Annotated in this window: 19 protein-coding genes; 2 read left to right on the top strand and 17 right to left on the bottom strand. The window is 32.0% G+C overall.

The genetic code is table 11. The annotated features are described in order from the left end of the window. Positions 1 to 138: 138 nt before the first annotated feature. Positions 139 to 1,074: an NAD-dependent epimerase/dehydratase family protein gene (locus tag IMCC3317_RS06065; protein ID WP_160128613.1), complete on the top strand. Its 936-nt coding sequence runs from the start codon at positions 139 to 141 to the stop codon at positions 1,072 to 1,074. A gap of 413 nt (positions 1,075 to 1,487) precedes the next feature. On the opposite strand, the gene gwsS is transcribed toward IMCC3317_RS06065, so the two are convergent. The 7 genes from gwsS to IMCC3317_RS06030 form a co-directional block, all read right to left on the bottom strand. After that, positions 1,488 to 2,555, bottom strand: coding sequence for a grasp-with-spasm system SPASM domain peptide maturase (gene gwsS / locus IMCC3317_RS06060; RefSeq protein WP_160128612.1), 1,068 nt, complete (start codon positions 2,553 to 2,555; stop codon positions 1,488 to 1,490). A gap of 168 nt (positions 2,556 to 2,723) precedes the next feature. Then, entirely contained in the window at positions 2,724 to 3,743 is a 1,020-nt protein-coding gene (gene gwsG, locus IMCC3317_RS06055; protein ID WP_160128611.1) for a grasp-with-spasm system ATP-grasp peptide maturase, read from the bottom strand. A 100-nt stretch (positions 3,744 to 3,843) separates the two neighbouring features. Then, entirely contained in the window at positions 3,844 to 4,059 is a 216-nt protein-coding gene (locus tag IMCC3317_RS06050) for a hypothetical protein (RefSeq protein WP_160128610.1), read from the bottom strand. A 246-nt stretch (positions 4,060 to 4,305) separates the two neighbouring features. Then, complete coding sequence (locus IMCC3317_RS06045; RefSeq protein WP_160128609.1) at positions 4,306 to 4,557, bottom strand: hypothetical protein; 252 nt, start codon at positions 4,555 to 4,557, stop codon at positions 4,306 to 4,308. Positions 4,558 to 4,988: 431 nt separating this feature from the next. Continuing rightward, the gene (locus IMCC3317_RS06040) at positions 4,989 to 6,620 is read right to left on the bottom strand and encodes an ArnT family glycosyltransferase (RefSeq protein WP_160128608.1); all 1,632 of its coding nucleotides are present in this window, start codon (positions 6,618 to 6,620) and stop codon (positions 4,989 to 4,991) included. Further along, complete coding sequence (locus tag IMCC3317_RS06035) at positions 6,617 to 7,237, bottom strand: lipid-A-disaccharide synthase N-terminal domain-containing protein (protein ID WP_160128607.1); 621 nt, start codon at positions 7,235 to 7,237, stop codon at positions 6,617 to 6,619. Before IMCC3317_RS06035 ends, IMCC3317_RS06040 begins: the two co-directional genes overlap by 4 nt. Then, a complete protein-coding gene (locus tag IMCC3317_RS06030) occupies positions 7,237 to 7,950 on the bottom strand; it encodes a glycosyltransferase family 2 protein (protein WP_160128606.1) in 714 nt (237 codons plus the stop codon). Before IMCC3317_RS06030 ends, IMCC3317_RS06035 begins: the two co-directional genes overlap by 1 nt. A 418-nt stretch (positions 7,951 to 8,368) precedes the next feature. Here IMCC3317_RS06030 and IMCC3317_RS06025 point away from each other — a divergent pair, with 418 nt between their 5' ends. Then, a complete protein-coding gene (locus IMCC3317_RS06025; protein WP_160128605.1) occupies positions 8,369 to 8,956 on the top strand; it encodes a phosphatase PAP2 family protein in 588 nt (195 codons plus the stop codon). 170 nt (positions 8,957 to 9,126) lie between these two features. On the opposite strand, the gene IMCC3317_RS06020 is transcribed toward IMCC3317_RS06025, so the two are convergent. The 10 genes from IMCC3317_RS06020 to tsaD all read right to left on the bottom strand — a co-directional run bounded on the left by IMCC3317_RS06020 (position 9,127) and on the right by tsaD (position 17,339). Then, positions 9,127 to 9,600 carry a DUF6428 family protein gene (locus IMCC3317_RS06020; RefSeq protein ID WP_160128604.1) on the bottom strand — a complete coding sequence of 158 codons (474 nt, stop codon included), beginning with the start codon at positions 9,598 to 9,600 and terminating at the stop codon, positions 9,127 to 9,129. Between the two features lie 19 nt (positions 9,601 to 9,619). After that, positions 9,620 to 9,946, bottom strand: coding sequence for an ArsR/SmtB family transcription factor (locus tag IMCC3317_RS06015; RefSeq protein WP_160128603.1), 327 nt, complete (start codon positions 9,944 to 9,946; stop codon positions 9,620 to 9,622). A gap of 972 nt (positions 9,947 to 10,918) precedes the next feature. Continuing rightward, positions 10,919 to 12,103: a class I SAM-dependent methyltransferase gene (locus IMCC3317_RS06010; RefSeq protein WP_160128602.1), complete on the bottom strand. Its 1,185-nt coding sequence runs from the start codon at positions 12,101 to 12,103 to the stop codon at positions 10,919 to 10,921. A 3-nt stretch (positions 12,104 to 12,106) separates the two neighbouring features. Further along, positions 12,107 to 13,195: an AI-2E family transporter gene (locus IMCC3317_RS06005; RefSeq protein ID WP_160128601.1), complete on the bottom strand. Its 1,089-nt coding sequence runs from the start codon at positions 13,193 to 13,195 to the stop codon at positions 12,107 to 12,109. Positions 13,196 to 13,231: 36 nt separating this feature from the next. Then, positions 13,232 to 13,747 (bottom strand): TrmH family RNA methyltransferase, encoded by a 516-nt coding sequence (locus IMCC3317_RS06000; protein WP_160128600.1) that lies wholly within the window; start codon positions 13,745 to 13,747, stop codon positions 13,232 to 13,234. An 8-nt stretch (positions 13,748 to 13,755) separates the two neighbouring features. Then, positions 13,756 to 14,097: a cyclic-phosphate processing receiver domain-containing protein gene (locus IMCC3317_RS05995; protein WP_160128599.1), complete on the bottom strand. Its 342-nt coding sequence runs from the start codon at positions 14,095 to 14,097 to the stop codon at positions 13,756 to 13,758. A gap of 2 nt (positions 14,098 to 14,099) precedes the next feature. Beyond that, on the bottom strand, positions 14,100 to 14,390 hold the full coding sequence (locus IMCC3317_RS05990) for a hypothetical protein (protein ID WP_160128598.1): 291 nt from the start codon (positions 14,388 to 14,390) through the stop codon (positions 14,100 to 14,102). A 73-nt stretch (positions 14,391 to 14,463) separates the two neighbouring features. Further along, positions 14,464 to 15,105, bottom strand: a complete 642-nt coding sequence (locus IMCC3317_RS05985; protein ID WP_160128597.1) for a DUF4159 domain-containing protein — start codon at positions 15,103 to 15,105, stop codon at positions 14,464 to 14,466. 286 nt (positions 15,106 to 15,391) lie between these two features. After that, the gene (locus IMCC3317_RS05980) at positions 15,392 to 16,099 is read right to left on the bottom strand and encodes a 16S rRNA (uracil(1498)-N(3))-methyltransferase (RefSeq protein ID WP_160128596.1); all 708 of its coding nucleotides are present in this window, start codon (positions 16,097 to 16,099) and stop codon (positions 15,392 to 15,394) included. A 217-nt stretch (positions 16,100 to 16,316) separates the two neighbouring features. Continuing rightward, a complete protein-coding gene (gene tsaD / locus IMCC3317_RS05975; protein ID WP_160128595.1) occupies positions 16,317 to 17,339 on the bottom strand; it encodes a tRNA (adenosine(37)-N6)-threonylcarbamoyltransferase complex transferase subunit TsaD in 1,023 nt (340 codons plus the stop codon). Between the last annotated feature and the right edge of the window lie 37 nt (positions 17,340 to 17,376).

Genomic DNA, 17,376 nt, shown 5'->3' with positions numbered 1-17,376 from the left:
TATGCATATAAAAAAGGCTTTCTGTCACAGGAAAGCCTTTGGTGATTTTTATCAAAAGAGCATAGAATTTAAAAATAGCAAAAGCATTTCATAAATTATGTATACTTTTATGCGACAAACACATTACGAAGTATATCAATGAAGATACTCATCACGGGAATTGCAGGTTTTATAGGATCGCATGTTGCAGAACATTTACAAAGTTTAGGTCACGACGTCGTTGGAATAGATAATTTTTCAGATTATTATTCGGTCGAATTAAAAAATAAAAATGCTGCGGTTCTCAAATCAAAAGGAATTGAAATTTTGGAAGCAGATTTACGCGATGTTGCTGTTATTGGCAAATTGCCAAAAGATGTTGCATACATTTTTCACTTTGCAGCACAACCCGGAATTGCCGCAACTTCTACCTTTGAAGATTACTTAACAAATAACGTAATTGGAACACAAAACCTACTTTCGTACGCGTTAAAATTAACTACTTTACAATTATTTGTCAATATTGGAACTTCGTCTATTTATGGCTTAAATGCTACGTTTGCCGAAACAGTGACACCAAAACCTGCTTCGCATTACGGAGTTACGAAATTGGCAGCCGAACAATTAGTTTTATGCAACTCAAGGTTGAATAAACTCAAATCGTGCTCTTTGCGATTATACTCTGTGTACGGTTCGCGAGAACGTCCAGACAAGCTTTTTACAAAACTTTTAGATTGCGGATTGAACAATAAAACATTTCCTTTATTCGAAGGAAGTTTACTGCATTTGCGAAGCTTTACACATGTAAGTGATATTGTAAAAGGAATAACAAGTGTTATTGGGAAAGAAGCTGTTTGCAATAGCGAAATTTTCAATATTGGAACAGAAGCCGAATATACAACACAAGAAGGCGTTGATGCTGTTGAAAAACTACTAAACACTACGATAAAATTTAAGCAATTACCGCCACGCTCAGGCGATCAACAACGAACAAAAGCAAACATTGATAAAGCTCGGAAACTCCTAAACTACAATCCGACTGTCACATTGGAAGAAGGTGTTGCGGAGCAATTGGAATGGTTTCGGAAGCTTTAAATTAATTTGAAGATGTGTTAATTTGAAGATTTGATAATTCGTCAATTCGTCAATTTGAAAATGTTCTAATTTGAAGATGTGTTAATTCAAAAATCTGAAATCAACAATCGTTAATCGTTAATTATTAACGTCACTTCGAGTATTATTGAGATCAAAATATATTTTGATAGTAAATACCTAGCGAAGCTATCTGGAAGAATTTTGTACTTCGATAAACTCAGCAGCACTATCGAGAAGTGCTTTAAAACTCTAAATAAACTTCTATAACTGAGTTTTTTATTTTGCCTAAAAAATTATACTTCTCTAAATAGAGTTGACCTTTTTTCGATTTATATTACACTTTTATAAATGATTAATATCTTTTATTTTCATAATGTGCTGTCATTAACTCAGGAATCCTGTGATTCATTAGTTTACTTCTGTACTGTTTTTCGCATATCATAAAAATCTATAGCTTTTTGTTTTAAAGGGTTTAAAGTCCAGTCACTCCATTCTCCTGTATAAGGATTGTAGCCACATTTTAGGGGTTTACTCAGCATGTCTTTAGGATTTTCTACATAAGCTCTACAATCAGTACATATATATCTAAATTCACACTCTTTACAAACGTCTATTTGATCTTTCGTAATATTCCAGTATTTAGTAGCCTCAGGTTTTTTTAATACCTCGGTTAATCTGGAGGAATCAATATGACCTAATACTTCTGGCATGGATGGGCAATTCTTTATGTTTCCATTTTCAAGAATGGCTAATTTTTTGTTGAGACAAGAATTAAATTCCTGGCTCTCCATATAGACTTCATAGTTTGTTCTAAACAATTCTTTGCAGATTGTACCGCAGTTTTGGTTGTTACAGATTTTATTTGCTGAAAACGCTATTTTTTGTTGAGATTCAAATCGTTTAGGGTCTTGGGCATCCGTTAGGAGTATTCCCATGATTCTGGGATTTTTTACTAGAAATTCCTCTACATTGATAACAGGTAAATCGGGAAGTATTAAATATATTCCAGCTATTTTAGTTTTACGTAAACAGTTTAAAACATAAGAAACTTCATCCATACTACATTCTGAATAAAATCTCAGCTCTAAATATTGTACTCCTAAAGTAATAAGATCTTGAATAATTTCTGTTTCTCTTTTTTTGAAATAATTACCATATTCAATAATCATATTGGTAATCGCAGAAGGTGTTTGCCACTTTGTATCCAATTTAGGAAATAACTCTTTTTCGTTCGTTAGATGGATCAAATCATTTTGTAAAAGTTGCGTAAGTTGATCTAGTATATCCTGTTCGTGAACGATCCCAAAGTTCGATATAATCTCTTTTATGTTTTTCTCAGCATGATTTATGAGAATTTCATGCAAAATAATGTCAATTTCAAAATATACTCCTCTTTGAAGATCACAAATAATAACATTCTTTGCACCTTGTACGGGTATACAACCAGCAAATAAATTAACGTATAAAGATTGATCAATCATTTTGTATGTAATTTTGATATTGGTTTTGGACTATGTCGACAACTTGATAGTTTGGAATTGTAAACTGAGAATTCATCAAACAGACTTACACCTTGTCCATTTATATCATTTTGATACTCGTTTACTTTTATTTTCTTAAAAAAAATGGGTAAATCCTCATGTAACTCATCAAACGAGTTCTTTAAGGTTCCTTTCGCTAATGAATTGATCTTCATCTATTAAATATTTTGCTAGTTTTTTCTCTAAATTATAATTGCATGGATAAGAAACCATTCCAAATTGACCCACTGGATTGATTTCCAAGAAATAATATCCTCCGTCTTTGGATTTAATCAAATCAATAGATCCTATAGTATATCCTCCTTTTTTACAAAATTCAATGATTGCATCTTCTATCTCTAAAGGTAGTTTAAAAGGTACGTTTCTGTTAGGACGCTTTCTATTGTAGTTTCTAAAATCTACGCTAGTTTGTGGATCTTGTTGAGAAAATATTGCCATTGAATAACAAGCACCATTTAAGTAAAATACTCGTATTTCATACTCTTTATCAATTTCCTGTTGAAACATAGACATTTTAAAAGACTCAGGAAGTTCCTCAATAAGTTGATCAGCTTCATAGCTAGAAGTATAGATAATTAAAGATTCCGTTGTATTTTCATTTGTCTGAGCTGAAAAAGTGGGAACTTCGGCTATGGGTTTGCAAATAACTCTGTGATGATTTTTTAAAAATCTTGATACAATCTTTTTCTTCGTTGTAATTATATACTTAGGTGTTTGCAAACCACATTGGGTTGCAAGTGTTAGATTTTGTAATTTATTTGCGGTGACCATGTACGGCTTTGTGGTCCATTTTTTAGAGGCTAATAAACGATTAAAACAAGCTTTCAATGCGTGTGTTTCATCAAGAAGTGAACTTAATAAATGATATGCATTTTTTGCTCCGATTGCATCTAAATGAGCTTCTTTTGTTTCGTCAATAGGTAGTTTTGAAATCCAACGACGATTCCAAATGATATTGACACGATCTAAATCTATGGAGTCCAATACCATTTTACCATCTTCAATAACAACTTCTTGATTAAATTCGGCCCCGTTTAATCGCACGTAATTGGCTCCAAAATAATCTAACCAATCTATAACTCGATTTGTCGTATCCTCAAGTTCATCTCTGCTTAATATTAAAATCATACTTGATTACAAATAAAAAATACTTTCAACTAAATGTTATACTCTATAAAACAGAAGAGAAAGCATAAATGCTCTCTCTCGCTGTCTATTACTACTATAATTATTGTGCAGTTTCAGCCGAAGAAGGTTCTTGACTTTGTGTTGGTGCTGAACTACTTTCTCTGTCTGTATATGGCTCTCTGTCATGTACTACTCCATAAAAGAGTCTGTAAGTTGCAGTTGCTCTTTCTCCAATGGTATCATAAATGTAACCTCCAAGGATTTCGTTTGCTTCACTTTTTTCAATTACGTTTTTTTTAAACAATTTGTTTTTCATCTTTTTTTCTTTAAGGATTTAACTTTTTTTAAACCTCTATTTTACAATATGATACGTTCCTCATTTTTTCAATTGAATCACCGTTGGTGAATTAGAAAAAAAATATATTTTTTGATTAATGTAACATTATTGCAACTAGAGAACACTCTGATCAAATTATAAATCTGCAGCGTCATATTTGATTCATATCAAAATAAGCCTATAATTGTCCGAAAAAGTCAGATATTAAAAATTATTTTTAGAAGATCAAATTCTTCTAACTTGGCTTGCTTTTATGTATCCAATAGCCAAAATTTTATCAGAGATATAATAAAAACTTTTTCTGTAATTACAATATTTTATTTCTGCTCCCATATTTTTAAGGATTTCAATAATTTCATATACAGTAGATTTACCTATCCCTAACTTTACAGCCAAATCACGTGCGGAACCAGTGGCTTTTATTCGTATGAGTTGATCAACTCTTTTTAGTACTTCTATTTTTTCAATAAATCTCATGGTAACATTTTTTACGGTTTAATGCATAATCTATGATTAAGATAAAAAATACTTGTTTTGTTACCCTTTAGTGTACATTTTTGTGAAGAATTTTCTCTTTATTTTGGTAGTTTTAGAAGCGTATTTAGCTGCCTTCAAAGTGAATTTTGACTAAAGCATTATTTTGAGTAACTAAAAAATTATGTAAATTTGAAATAGTTTTGAATGTATGTCAATTGGTTAATACGCTAATTTGAAGATGTTCACTAGCGTCACTTCGAGTATTATTGAGATCAAAATATATTTTGATAGTAAATACCTAGCGAAGCTATCAAGATAGACGAAAAATTAGTACTTCGATAAACTCAGTAGAACTATCGAAAAGTGCTTTAAAACTCCAAATATTCTCAAATACTTGAGTCTTTTAATTCTTCAATCCTTTAATCTTTCAATTAATTTTTTTCAACCAAATACATTTCCGTTCGCAATCGGTCTTTATAACCACCTTTTGTTTCATCAATCGGATTCAAATCAAAGGTTTCTTGATAGGTAATTGTATAATTAGGAAATGCTTTTTCGAGTCCTTTTTTGCCATCAATCATTACCAAAACTTTAAATGTTTCTTCTTTCGGAATTTCTAAATCGTGACTGTGAACAAGCGGAATCTTTCCACCATAATCCCACACCAATTCGGGCGATTGAATATTAAACATGTACACAGGAATTTTTTCTACTTCCGCTTTGCGCGATATATCTTGAAGTGAATTGTAGTTTGGATTGTCTAATAATGCATTTGCCAAAGGAAAACCAAGTACTATAATCGACATTACAAATAGAATGATGAGGTAAAATGAACGTTGAATTTCTTTTTTGAATAGATATTTTAAGATGAAAAATCCAATTGGAACGAATACCAAAGATGTGATAATGAATCGAGTGTAAAACCCTGATAAGTTATCTTTCAAGAAAATATAGCCAACAATTGGGAACACAACGCCAATAACGCCCACAATTCCGAAATTTAAGTACACAGGAAACGTTTCAAGCTTGTTTTTATTCACTTTAAACGTCCGAAACATATATTCGATCAGGAAACTTGTTGTATACGCTAATGGAATCAGTACAGGCAATATATAACGTGATTTCTTCTCAGGAATGATTGATAATAAAATCACCGCAAAAATCGTCCAAAACAAACTGAATTTATACGCTTTTAAATTCGAAACTCTCAATTTTAAATACGGATATAATAAACTCACAAACGCAACAACTGTCCAAATTCCCGATTGTACAAAAAAGCTCCAATAATAGTAAAACGGACGTACGTTTCGGTCTTGCCAAGCAGTTGATTCTTTCTCCGCAATTGCAGTTGCGGTTTCTGTGTCCATTTCATAAATATAAATTGCCCACCAAGAAGATAAAATTCCTGTAACAATGATTAATCCTAGTAATGGCAACCATTTTTTCTTAAAATTCGTGTATTTATAAACGATACTGTACGAAATGATAAACGGTAAAAACAGCGCAAAATGTGAAACTGGACCTTTACTCATGAAGGATAACCCGATGAAAGTTCCTGCTATTAAAGCGTTTCTCCATATTTTTTCTTCCGATGAGAAGAATTGAAAAACATAGTAAATTCCAACAATCATAAAACCGTGTGCAAAAATGTCCCAAGTTCCGTTTCGTCCTGCAAAAATGATGTAAAACGAAGTCGCAAGTAGCAAACTGTTGATAAATGCTTGTTTTTTATTCTTCAAAAAATAAACTCCAAAACGATAGGAGAAAAGCACTAAAACTAGCGTTATTATTGCAGAAGGAATTCGCAAGCCAGCCAAACTTTTAAAACCGAAAATCATACCTGAAATCGCCGCGAGCCACGTTGGTAAAGGCGGTTTTTCGTAACGAGCTTCTCCGTTCATTGTTGTCAAAAGCCAATTTCCATCGGAAACCATTTCACGTGCTGTGATGAAGTTTCTGGCTTCCATGATATTCGGATACAAAACGTCAAGATTTATAAAAAAGATGGCAAAACATACAATCACTAAAATCCAAACGTAGTTTTTTTCGTGTATAAAATTCATGACTGATTTCTTAATAGCATTATGTTTCTAATATACGTGACAATTCCAAAAATATGACCTGCAATCAAAATTGGATCTTCTCTAAAAATCGCATACGTAAATATTAAACTTGAACCGAGTAAACTTAACATCCAAAAACCAAACGGCAAACTTGATTCTTTGTTTTTTTCAGAATATATCCATTGATACACAAAACGTAACGTGAAAATTATTTGTGCGATGACGCCCAAAATCAATAACCAATCGGGAATGGCTTCACTGTTCAGTAAATTATCAACATCTTGTTTGTTATTATTATATCCAATCGCGATAATGATTAGCGGAAATATCAAAATAAAAACCCGAATGAATTGATGCATTTTTCTCCATTCGCCTTGCAATTGCATGTTTCTGATATAAATAAAATACGTCAAAACTTGCCCAAGCATAATGGCGAAATCGTTTCGTAAATAGCCGTAAATAAAGAGTAGGAAGGAAGCTATTAAACTTAGTTTCCAAAATAAAGCAGGCGTTAATACCTTTTTATTCTTTTCAGAAATGATCCATTGAAGCAACGTTCTACCCGAAAATAAAAGTTGGGCAAGTGCGCCAATTGCAAAAATGTACCAAGAAGTCATCATCCTTTTTTAGCAATCGTATAATTGATGTATTTTTTCTTCATCCAAACGTATGCAAAACAATCTAGTAACGGACCGAGTAAGCGATTCCATAAACCGTATTTTGCTTCGCCAGCAATTCTTGGAAAATGTTGCACAGGAACTTGTTTTATTTTTCCATCTTGCAATAAAATCATTGCAGGAAGAAAACGGTGCAAACCTTTAAACATCGGAATTCGTTTTGCGAAATCTGTTTTGATAATTTTTAGCGGACAACCTGTATCGTCCATTCCGTCGCTCGTGAATGCTCTACGAATTCCGTTCGCAATTTTTGAAGACATATTTTTAACAAACGAATCTTTTCGGTTGGCACGAACGCCAGTTACCAAATCGTATTCGCCAATATGTTCTAGGAGTAAATCAAAATCGGAAGGTGCCGTTTGCAAATCGGAATCAATATAACCAACCAAATTTGTGGTAGTTTCGTCAAATCCTGCTTTAATTGCGGCACTCAAACCACGATTCTCTTGAAAAGAAAGAAAATTGAAAATAGTACTGTTTGCACAGATTTTTTCAATTAGTTCCTGACTTTTATCTTTGGAGCCATCATTTACAAACAAAATTTTGACAGGAATTTTAGCTGATTTCGCATACGCAGTCAACTCTTTTTCAACTCTTTCCAAGTTATCTTCCTCATTATATACAGGAACGATGATCGTTAGTTCTTTATCCATTATCAAGACTTTGTTCTATAAATAGCTTAAAATATGCCCCAAAGTTATTGTTTTTTTATAAAATGGACTGTCATATGGGTTTTTTAGTTGGGAAAAAATGGAATTAGTGGTGTAATGGATTGTGATTGTTACTTTTTTTAGTGCTTTTTTGTAGAGGTGTATTATTTCAAAATTTAATTTTTTATTTGCGAAACGTATATTTTTGGCAGAGTATAAAAAAAACTCTTTAAACGACTTTGACTTTGGATAAGATTATTGTAGTTTTAAGAATAACTAAGTTTATTTAAATAAATAGGTTTAGTAATACGAGAAATGTATCGAATTTGGTGTTTGTATCTTGTCAAAAAACTAAAAAAAAAGGAAAGACATTAATAATACTAAATTTCGTGATAATGAATAAAACTAATCTTCCGTTTTGATGAGAACACATTTACTATTTTTTTTACTGTCCATTTTCATAGTTTCTCAAACCTCTTTTTCACAAACTTTAGAAACAGGCAATGTTAGTACACACGATAAATGGGAATTTGTATTAGAAGATACGGGCGATGTTTTACAAATTGCTTTACCATTAACAGCAGTAATAACAACAATAATTAAAAAAGATTGGCAAGGTACTAAGCAATTTGCATTGTCTTATGGTACTGGTTTTATAATTACACATTCGCTAAAAAGAATAGTGCGTAAAGAACGACCTGAAGGTCGTAATCTTTTTGATGCTTTTCCATCTGGACATACAACTTCGGCTTTTTCAGGTGCTACCTTTATACAACGTCGTTATGGATGGAAATATGGTAAATGGGCTTATGTACTTGCAGCCATAGTAGGTGTTAGCCGAATGGAAGGTCCGGATGGCTGGCACGACATTTGGGATGTTTTAGCAGGCGCTACAGTTGGAATTGGTAGTACTTATATTTTTACAAAACCATACCAAAAAAATCAGATGCAAGTTGGTTTTAGTGCTAATAAAGGTGATTACTTAATTGGTTTTAAATATCAGTTTTAATCTAGTAAATACTTATTTAAGAAAATGCAACTCCAGTAAATTCAGTAAATTCAGTAAATTCAGTAAAATTTATAATTTATATTTGTTTTGTATCATATAGTTCTAAAGAATAGTGTCCTTAACGATCATTTTTTAGTTAAAGACACTATTATTTGTATGTCTAAAACTTCTTAACAACAACCAGATTCCGGAGTACAACAAGCAGCTACATTCGCTTGCAATTCAGAAATTTTCATCTTAGGTTTTCCTACTGGAATTCCGCAATTATCTTTTGCCAAACAATCGGTTTGTTTTGTTGTTAATACAAAGTGATTGTCTTCAAAATCCAAGCCATATTTTCCAATCGTTTCTGCTTGGTATTCTACTTCAACTTCCAAATCTTCAATGTGTAAAATCTTTTCGGAAAGCTCAATAATATTCATTAATTTCTTTGGCTCAATTCTGTGGTCAATATCATCTGCTGACCATAATTGAAAGTTTACTACTTTCTCAGTTCTCACAACGCCGCCACAATCAATAAAGTGTTTTGAAACCTGTCCAACTTCTGTCACATGAAAATGACTTTCTACTTTTTGTGAATTTGGTAAATAAAAATCGAGTTGTTCTAAATTTTCTAAATGACGTTTAACTTCTGATAATTTCATAATTCTATATATAAAAAGATTAGCATTTTTTGTTTTTGGATACCAAAACTGTAATAGTTTCTAAATGTTGTAAAACTTCATTCCATTTTTGCGGATTGATGCAATAGCAAATATTCTTTCCAGATATTTGCCCCTGAATCAATCCAACACGTTTCAATTCTGATAAATGTCTTGAAATCGTAGGTTGTGCGAGTGGAAGTTCCAATACCAAATCATTGCAAATACACGACGGACTATTCGCCAAATATTGCATAATTGACAATCGCGCTGGATGACCAAGCGCTTTTAAAATATCAGCCATTGTATTGATTTCTTCAGAAAACCCTATAGTTTTAGTTATTCCCATATTGCAATATTAGAATATGTTTTTGAATTAGAAACAATTTTTGATGTTAAATTTTTTAAAAAAGAGTGGAAAAGAATATAGAATTTAACTTACAAGATCCCGTTTTGCAACGGGATTAGTTCAACTTACAATTTTCAATGCGTCTTAGATGCTGAATCAAGTTCAGCACGAGCTTTTGAAAATTTAGTTTCACTAAAAAAAGGGAGGCCCTACCATAAACCTCCCTTAAATAAGAGTTGTATAAATAAATATACAACACTAATAAAAATCCATAAAGAATTTTCATTTGCTGTTAGTCTGAATATTGTGTTGTTTTCAGCTCTAAAGAGTACAAAACTTGGAATGATTGCCTACTAAGACAATAAATAATAAGGTTTGCATTCTAAATATGGTCTAGTAAAACTATTAAATACATTAGATAATCGGGCAGGTTTTAAATTCCTTTCTACAAACTCCATATATAATCGTTCAACGCTATGAATTGTAGGTTTTTCGCTACGAAAAAAAATATAAGTTTTAAATATGAGGTTTGTCAAATGAAGATTTTTCCAGAAAATTATGTCATATTAAATACAAAAAGCCATATATCTTATTCAGAATCTACGGCTTTAAGTATCGTTATGTACTAATTACCCAAAAAGGATATATAAATTTAAGTATATACTATTGAGAACTTTTTTCTGAATCTTTCAAAATGGAGTGAATCGTTTAAGTGTATGATTTGTCAGATATAAAGCAGTATTGGAAAGAAGATAATAAAAGAAGAAAATGACAATGAACACAATTCGCTTAACCCTATAAAAGAAGTAAGGGGAACTTTTTTCAAAGTTCCCCTAAGTATAGTGGATTCCCCTAAATCCCTAAAACTGTATTGCATAGTTCAAATGTATGCAGAAGTCTTAACTTTGAGATAAGGTGTCTTGTTATAAAAGCTACGGTAAAACCGTAAAAGTGGTTTTTATGACGTATTTCTTAGACTTTTTTACAATGTATAACTGTTTTTTTTCCAGTAAACACAGTAGTTAAGAACAAAAAATCGGTGCCGCCGTCCGCAATTGTTAATTTTTTCCGAATGGAAGCAACAGATTCAGGAAAGTTACGAGTCGTAATATTTGCTTTGGTTAAATTTAGTTCTTTTTTAATAATTTTCTTAGTATATGGAACTGTTTTTTGCACTTCAAAACATCTTCCAGGAAACGTAATCAGTTCATCTGATGTGTATAAATGTGAATGTTGATGCAATTTTTCAAGTCCAAAAGCTTTTGCTATACTTAAAAATCCGCCAGCTTTTAAAATAGCGGCATTTGGTTCGTACAGATATTTTTTTGGAAGCGAATAATTCGCAGTTGCTTCTTTTTCTTCAGACAAATGAAAGCTAAATGTTTCCGTTTCTTTCTTCTTTATATTTATAGTTTGAATTAAAATAGCTGCTGAAACTACATTTTTATCTAACAACCATAACAATTCTTTTACTTCATTTTGAACCGCAACTACATGAACTTCTTTTACATGTTGCAAAGCGCGCAAACCATTTGTAATATCGAGTAACGGAGACGTTTTAATCAAAATTGTATCTGCATGTTGAAATAAAACGTTTTGATGCGAAACTACATCTGGCAAACAATCTTCTAATAAAAATACCTTTCCTTTTGTGTCATTTCTGCGTGAAGGATCAATATAAATACAATCGTATTTCTGTTTTGAATTTTGCAAATACTGAATTCCATCTTCCGCAATGGTTTTTATATTTGAAACTCCAAGTGCTTTGTGATTATGTGTTACAATTTCAGATAATTCTGATGAAATTTCACAATGTGTTACGTTTTGAAATCGTTTTGAAAATTCATAACAATCTACACCAAAACCGCCTGTTAAATCAATCATAGAAGTTCCTTGCACTAAACCTGCTTTATAAATTGCTGTTTGTTCAGAAGAAGTTTGTTCAATATTTAATTTGTTCGGGAAGTATATACTTTCAGCAGAAAACCAAGTTGGTAATTTCTTTTCACACCTGGCTTTCGCTTGAATTTGCTCAATAATTTCGGCAAACGGAATTCCATTAACGTCTTTATATTTCAACAAAAGTTTCGTTGAATCTTCATGTAAATGATCGTTGATAAATTGCTGAATTTTTGGTGTAAGAAGCGCTAAATTCAAAATTTACAAATCTTTAGTAAGCGATTGTACAATTTTATTTTCGGAAAGAAATTCTTTCAAAATCACTTTAATTGCTGTGTATGAAGGTATCGCGACTACCATTCCAAGAATCCCGAATAAAATTCCCCAAATAATAATGACAAGAAAAATTTCTAGCGGATGCGATTTTACAGAGTTTGAAAATATCATTGGTTGACTCAAAAAATTATCAATCAATTGTCCCGCAACAAAGAACATCATTACGCCAATTGTGTTTGGTAAAATGATGGTGCTAAAATCACTATCTAAATCACTTGTCATACATAAAATCATCATCAAAACTCCACTAAATAAAGGTCCGATATAAGGAATTAGGTTTAATAATGCACATAAAAAGGCAATTACAATAGCATTGTTAATTCCGAAAATAAGCAACGCAATGGTATAAATGATGAATAAAATTAGAATCTGAAATACCAAACCGACAAAGTATCGTGACAATAAATCTTTAATTTTTTCAAACGATCTGCTCATTTTATCTTCACTTTTATTTGATACAAAAACCATGACGCCATCTTCAAGTAACTTGCTGTCTTTCAGTAAGAAGAACGAGATAAATAATACAGATAATAAGCCAATACTAAAGTTTCCTAAACCGCTAATTAGTGAATTGAAAAAGTTTGGAAGAATAGAATAATCAATATTTGAAAGCAGTTTTGAGTCTTTTAATGATTGATCTAAATCGATATTTTTCGTATCTAAAAATTCAGAAATTTGTATGTACAAGGTTTCAATACTTCCTTGTAATTCTTCAATATTCAGTAAGGATAAATTGTGTCCTTGTTTTGCAATAAGCGGAATAAACATAGAAATTAAACCAACAAATAAGCCAATCAATATCACCATTGTAAAAATAGTGGCAAGTGTATTTCTGAACCTTAAACGTCGTTTTAAAAAACGTACAATTGGTCTTCCAATTAAAGAAATAACGGCGGCAATCGCAATGTATGTGATTACTGTTTGTATTTTGTAGAGAAAATATAGGACTAAAAAAACGCCTAAAATAATTCCCAAGGCTTTTAAAATTCCGTTTGCAATTGTGTTTGAAGTCATCTAAATCAATTTGTAGCTAAAATTAAAACAATAAAATTAGTTCGCAACTATATGTTGACGCGTTATTTCGTAGAGTACAATATTTGTGGCTTGTACAACATTCATACTGCTGTTTTGACCGAACATTTCAATATGTGTCACCATATCGGATTCGTGCATAGTTTCAGGATTTATGCCAAATTTTTCATCGCCAACAACCAACGCAATTTTTTCAAACTTTGAAAAATCTAGTTCATGAATCGATTCACTTTTCTCAGTAATTTCTAATGAAATAATTGTGTAACCATCTTTTTTTAGTTTTGAAATTACTTCATGAATATTTGCTGTAACTTCAAAAGGCACAACTTTTTCGGTTGCGCGCGCTGTTTTGGTCATCTTTCTTCCGAAAACAGGAATATTATCTCCACAAAAAAATATCTTTTCTACACCAAAAGCATCACAAATTCGAAACAGCGAACCAATATTTGGCGCATTCGAAACTTGATCGGAAACCAACGTAATCGGAAATGTTCGTTTCTTAAAATTGGTGGTATAATGTGTGAGTTGGGACATAAATAATCTTAAGAATTCGATTTTAAATGTTTGATATAATTTTGAAGCAAACCTTTAATTTGTTCGGCTGCCACAGGGTTTGCAGAATGTACATAAAAATCAAGTTTCGTTAAATCCAAACCAGATTCATATACTAACCATTTTGCGGCTGCATAACCATCTTCAGCAACTTCTCCTTCAGTATTTAATCCTAAATCATTATCAAAACTAATATATTTAGGAAGTCCATTTGCTTCAATATACGCTACAAATTTTTCATACGTACGCACAATCACAAAATCGTAATCAGCAGGATTTCTATATACCATTTCTGGCACACGAATGTCATCTAAAAAAAGGTTGTAACTCATTGTTAATCAATCATTATTTTATTAAAATTACTCGCTCTTCTTTTTTGATCAAACCAAACAAAAAGCGGAATTCCTATAGTTAGTTTTCCAACTATTAAACCCAAATTCCAAGTAAAAACAGTTAATACCAGCGAAGCAAATATAAAAAACAACACAATAGTTGTATTTATTTCTCCATACAATCTGTTGATGTGCTTTTTCGTATGATTTCCACAATATTTGCAACGTTCATTAAAATGATCACTTCCAATTTCTTGTTTCAAATCATATCTATTATCAGAATCAACTTTCATATAATTTATTTTTCCACATGAAGGAGATGTACAATAATAACTAAGTTTCATAAATAATTAGTAAGGAAATTGATTAATTTTTAAACGCATAGTTTACAATATTTGCGCCCATTTGCAAGGCTTTCAGTCGAATTTCATCTGAATCGTTGTGAATTTCTTTATTTTCCCAACCGTCGCCCAAATCGCTTTCAAACGTAAACAACAACACCAATCTATTTTCATGAAACAATCCTAATGCTTGCGGACGCAAACCGTCATGTTCATGAATTTTTGGCAATCCTTTCGGGAATGAATATGGTTGTTTAAAAATTGGATGCGTTGCTGGAATTTCCTTTAATTCTTGATTTGGAAATACTTTTTTCAATTCCTTTCGGATATATTGATTCATTCCATAATTATCATCAATATGTAAAAAACCGCCAGAAGTCAAGTACTTTCGCAGGTTTTCGGCTTCTTCATCTGAGAAAAACACATTTCCGTGTCCTGTCATATGTACAAACGCAAACTGAAACAAATCGACACTGCCAACTTCTACGGTTTGTGGTTTCTTCTTAATCGTTGTATTGATATTTTCATTACAAAACTGAATCAGGTTCGGAATCGCAGTCGGATTCGAATACCAATCGCCGCCACCGCCGTATTTCAAAATTCCAATTTCTTGCGAATGCGTAAGCGAAATGCTCAATAAAAATAAAAGGATCGTAAGCTTCTTCATGTAAAATAGTCTTATATCAAATAGTCTTTAAAATGATTGATGAAAAATTGAATTAAAGTTGCTTTAGATGAAATAGAAAATATAAACATAGCATTAGCTACGGTTCTGTTTTATATTAAAATATAAAGTAAATAGAAACGATTTTAAACAATTATTTTAAAGTTTATTTGGTATTAAATAATGCAAGTTAAACTTTAAGATCATGAAACGAAAATCTAATTAGAATTAAAAGATTGAATGATTGAAAATTAAATGATTAAAAATCTAGCATTCAACATTTATAATTTCAATTCTCATTCATAAAAGCAACCGAATGACACGCTACAATTGCAGCAGTTTCTGTGCGTAAACGTGTTTCTCCTAAAGTAACAGGAATATAGTTATTTGCTAACGCGAGTTCGATTTCTTTCGTAGAAAAATCACCTTCAGGACCAATTAAAATGGTGACATCTTTTCGTGCTTTTAAGACTTGTTTTAACGATTGTTTTTTATCTTCTTCGCAATGTGCGATAAATAATTGATCGTCAGAATGTCTTTTAATGAAGTCTGAAAACGAACTAATAGGTTTCAATTCTGGAAAATAAGTACTTAATGATTGTTTCGTTGCCGATTGAATAATTTTCTCAAAACGTTCCGCTTTAATAATTTTTCGTTCCGAGTGATCACAAATAATTGGCGTAATCGTGTCAATTCCGATTTCAGTTGCTTTTTCTAAAAACCATTCATATCTGTCGTTCATTTTTGTTGGCGCAACTGCCAAATGCAATTTGTAACTTTTCGGTTCTTGAAACTCGTGCGACATAATTTTAACGACACAACTCTTCTGATCAGCAATTGTAATTTTAGCCAAAAAAACAGCTCCTTTTCCATTCGTAATATGTAAAACATCATCTTCTTTCTTTCGCAAAACGCGCACCATATGTTTGCTTTCTTCTTTAGAAAACGTGTAGTGTTTCGTTTCAGATGTTAATTCAGGTGTGTAAAAAAGTTGCATTTTTTGAATGTTAAATTGTAAATTATAAATGCTAAATGCTAAATGCTAAATGTTGAATTTTAAATGTAAATGTATTTTTTTAAGAACAAAGAACAAAGAACAAAGAACAAAGAACAAAGAACAACATTTCGACTGCGCTCAATGTGACAGGATATCATTCAAATTAACGAATAAACAAATCAACAAAAAAAAAGCCAACAAATCTCAATACTATTTATCAGATTTTAATCCTCGAACTCGCCGTTACAGATTCGTCCGCAAAATCTTTTCGTAAATATTTCAAATAACCAACAATCCCAATCATTGCGGCATTATCTGTTGTATATTCAAACTTTGGAATGTGCGCTGTCCAACCATATTTGACTTCGCCATCTTTTAATGCTTTTCGAATTGCTGAATTCGCTGAAACGCCGCCGCCAATAGCAATGGTTTTGATTCCCGTTTGTTTGGAAGCTTTTTTTAATTTATCCAAAATAATATTCACAATCGTATATTGAATTGACGCGCAAATATCCACTAAGTTTTCTTCGATGAACGTTGGATTCTCTTTGGTTTGCCTTTGAATGAAATATAAAATAGCTGTTTTTAATCCTGAAAAGCTAAAATTTAAACCAGGTACTTTCGGTTTTGGAAACGGGAATGCTTTCGGATTTCCTTCGTTTGCCAATTTGTCAATTTCTGGTCCCGCAGGATAGGTGAGTCCTAAAATTTTCCCGCTTTTATCATACGCTTCTCCAACAGCATCATCTAAGGTTTCGCCAATGACTTCCATATCAAAATGATCTTTGACAAGCACAATTTGCGTATGTCCTCCAGAAATGGTCATTCCTAAAAATGGAAACTTCGGAATTGCTTGTCCTTCTTCTTCAATAAAATGCGCTAAAATATGTGCTTGCATGTGATTGACTTCAATTAGCGGAATGCTTAATCCGAGTGCTAACGACTTTGCAAATGAAGTTCCGACAAGTAATGAACCCATTAATCCAGGTCCGCGCGTAAAAGCTATGGCAGTTAACTGTTTTTTATCGATATTTGCGTTAGCCAACGCTTGATGAACAACTGGAACAATATTTTGTTGATGTGCGCGCGAAGCCAATTCGGGAACAACGCCTCCAAATGCTTCATGAATTTTTTGATTTGCAACAACATTTGACAATACTTTTCCGTTTTGTAAAACAGCGGCGGAAGTGTCATCACAAGATGATTCAATAGCTAAAATATATACATCTTTTGTGCTCATAAACTTAAAAAGGCATAAAATTTGGTATAAAGTCACA

Origin of the sequence: Kordia antarctica (genome assembly GCF_009901525.1) — a bacterium.
Lineage (GTDB): Bacteria > Bacteroidota > Bacteroidia > Flavobacteriales > Flavobacteriaceae > Kordia > Kordia antarctica.
This window is presented reverse-complemented; position numbering and strand designations above follow the sequence as displayed.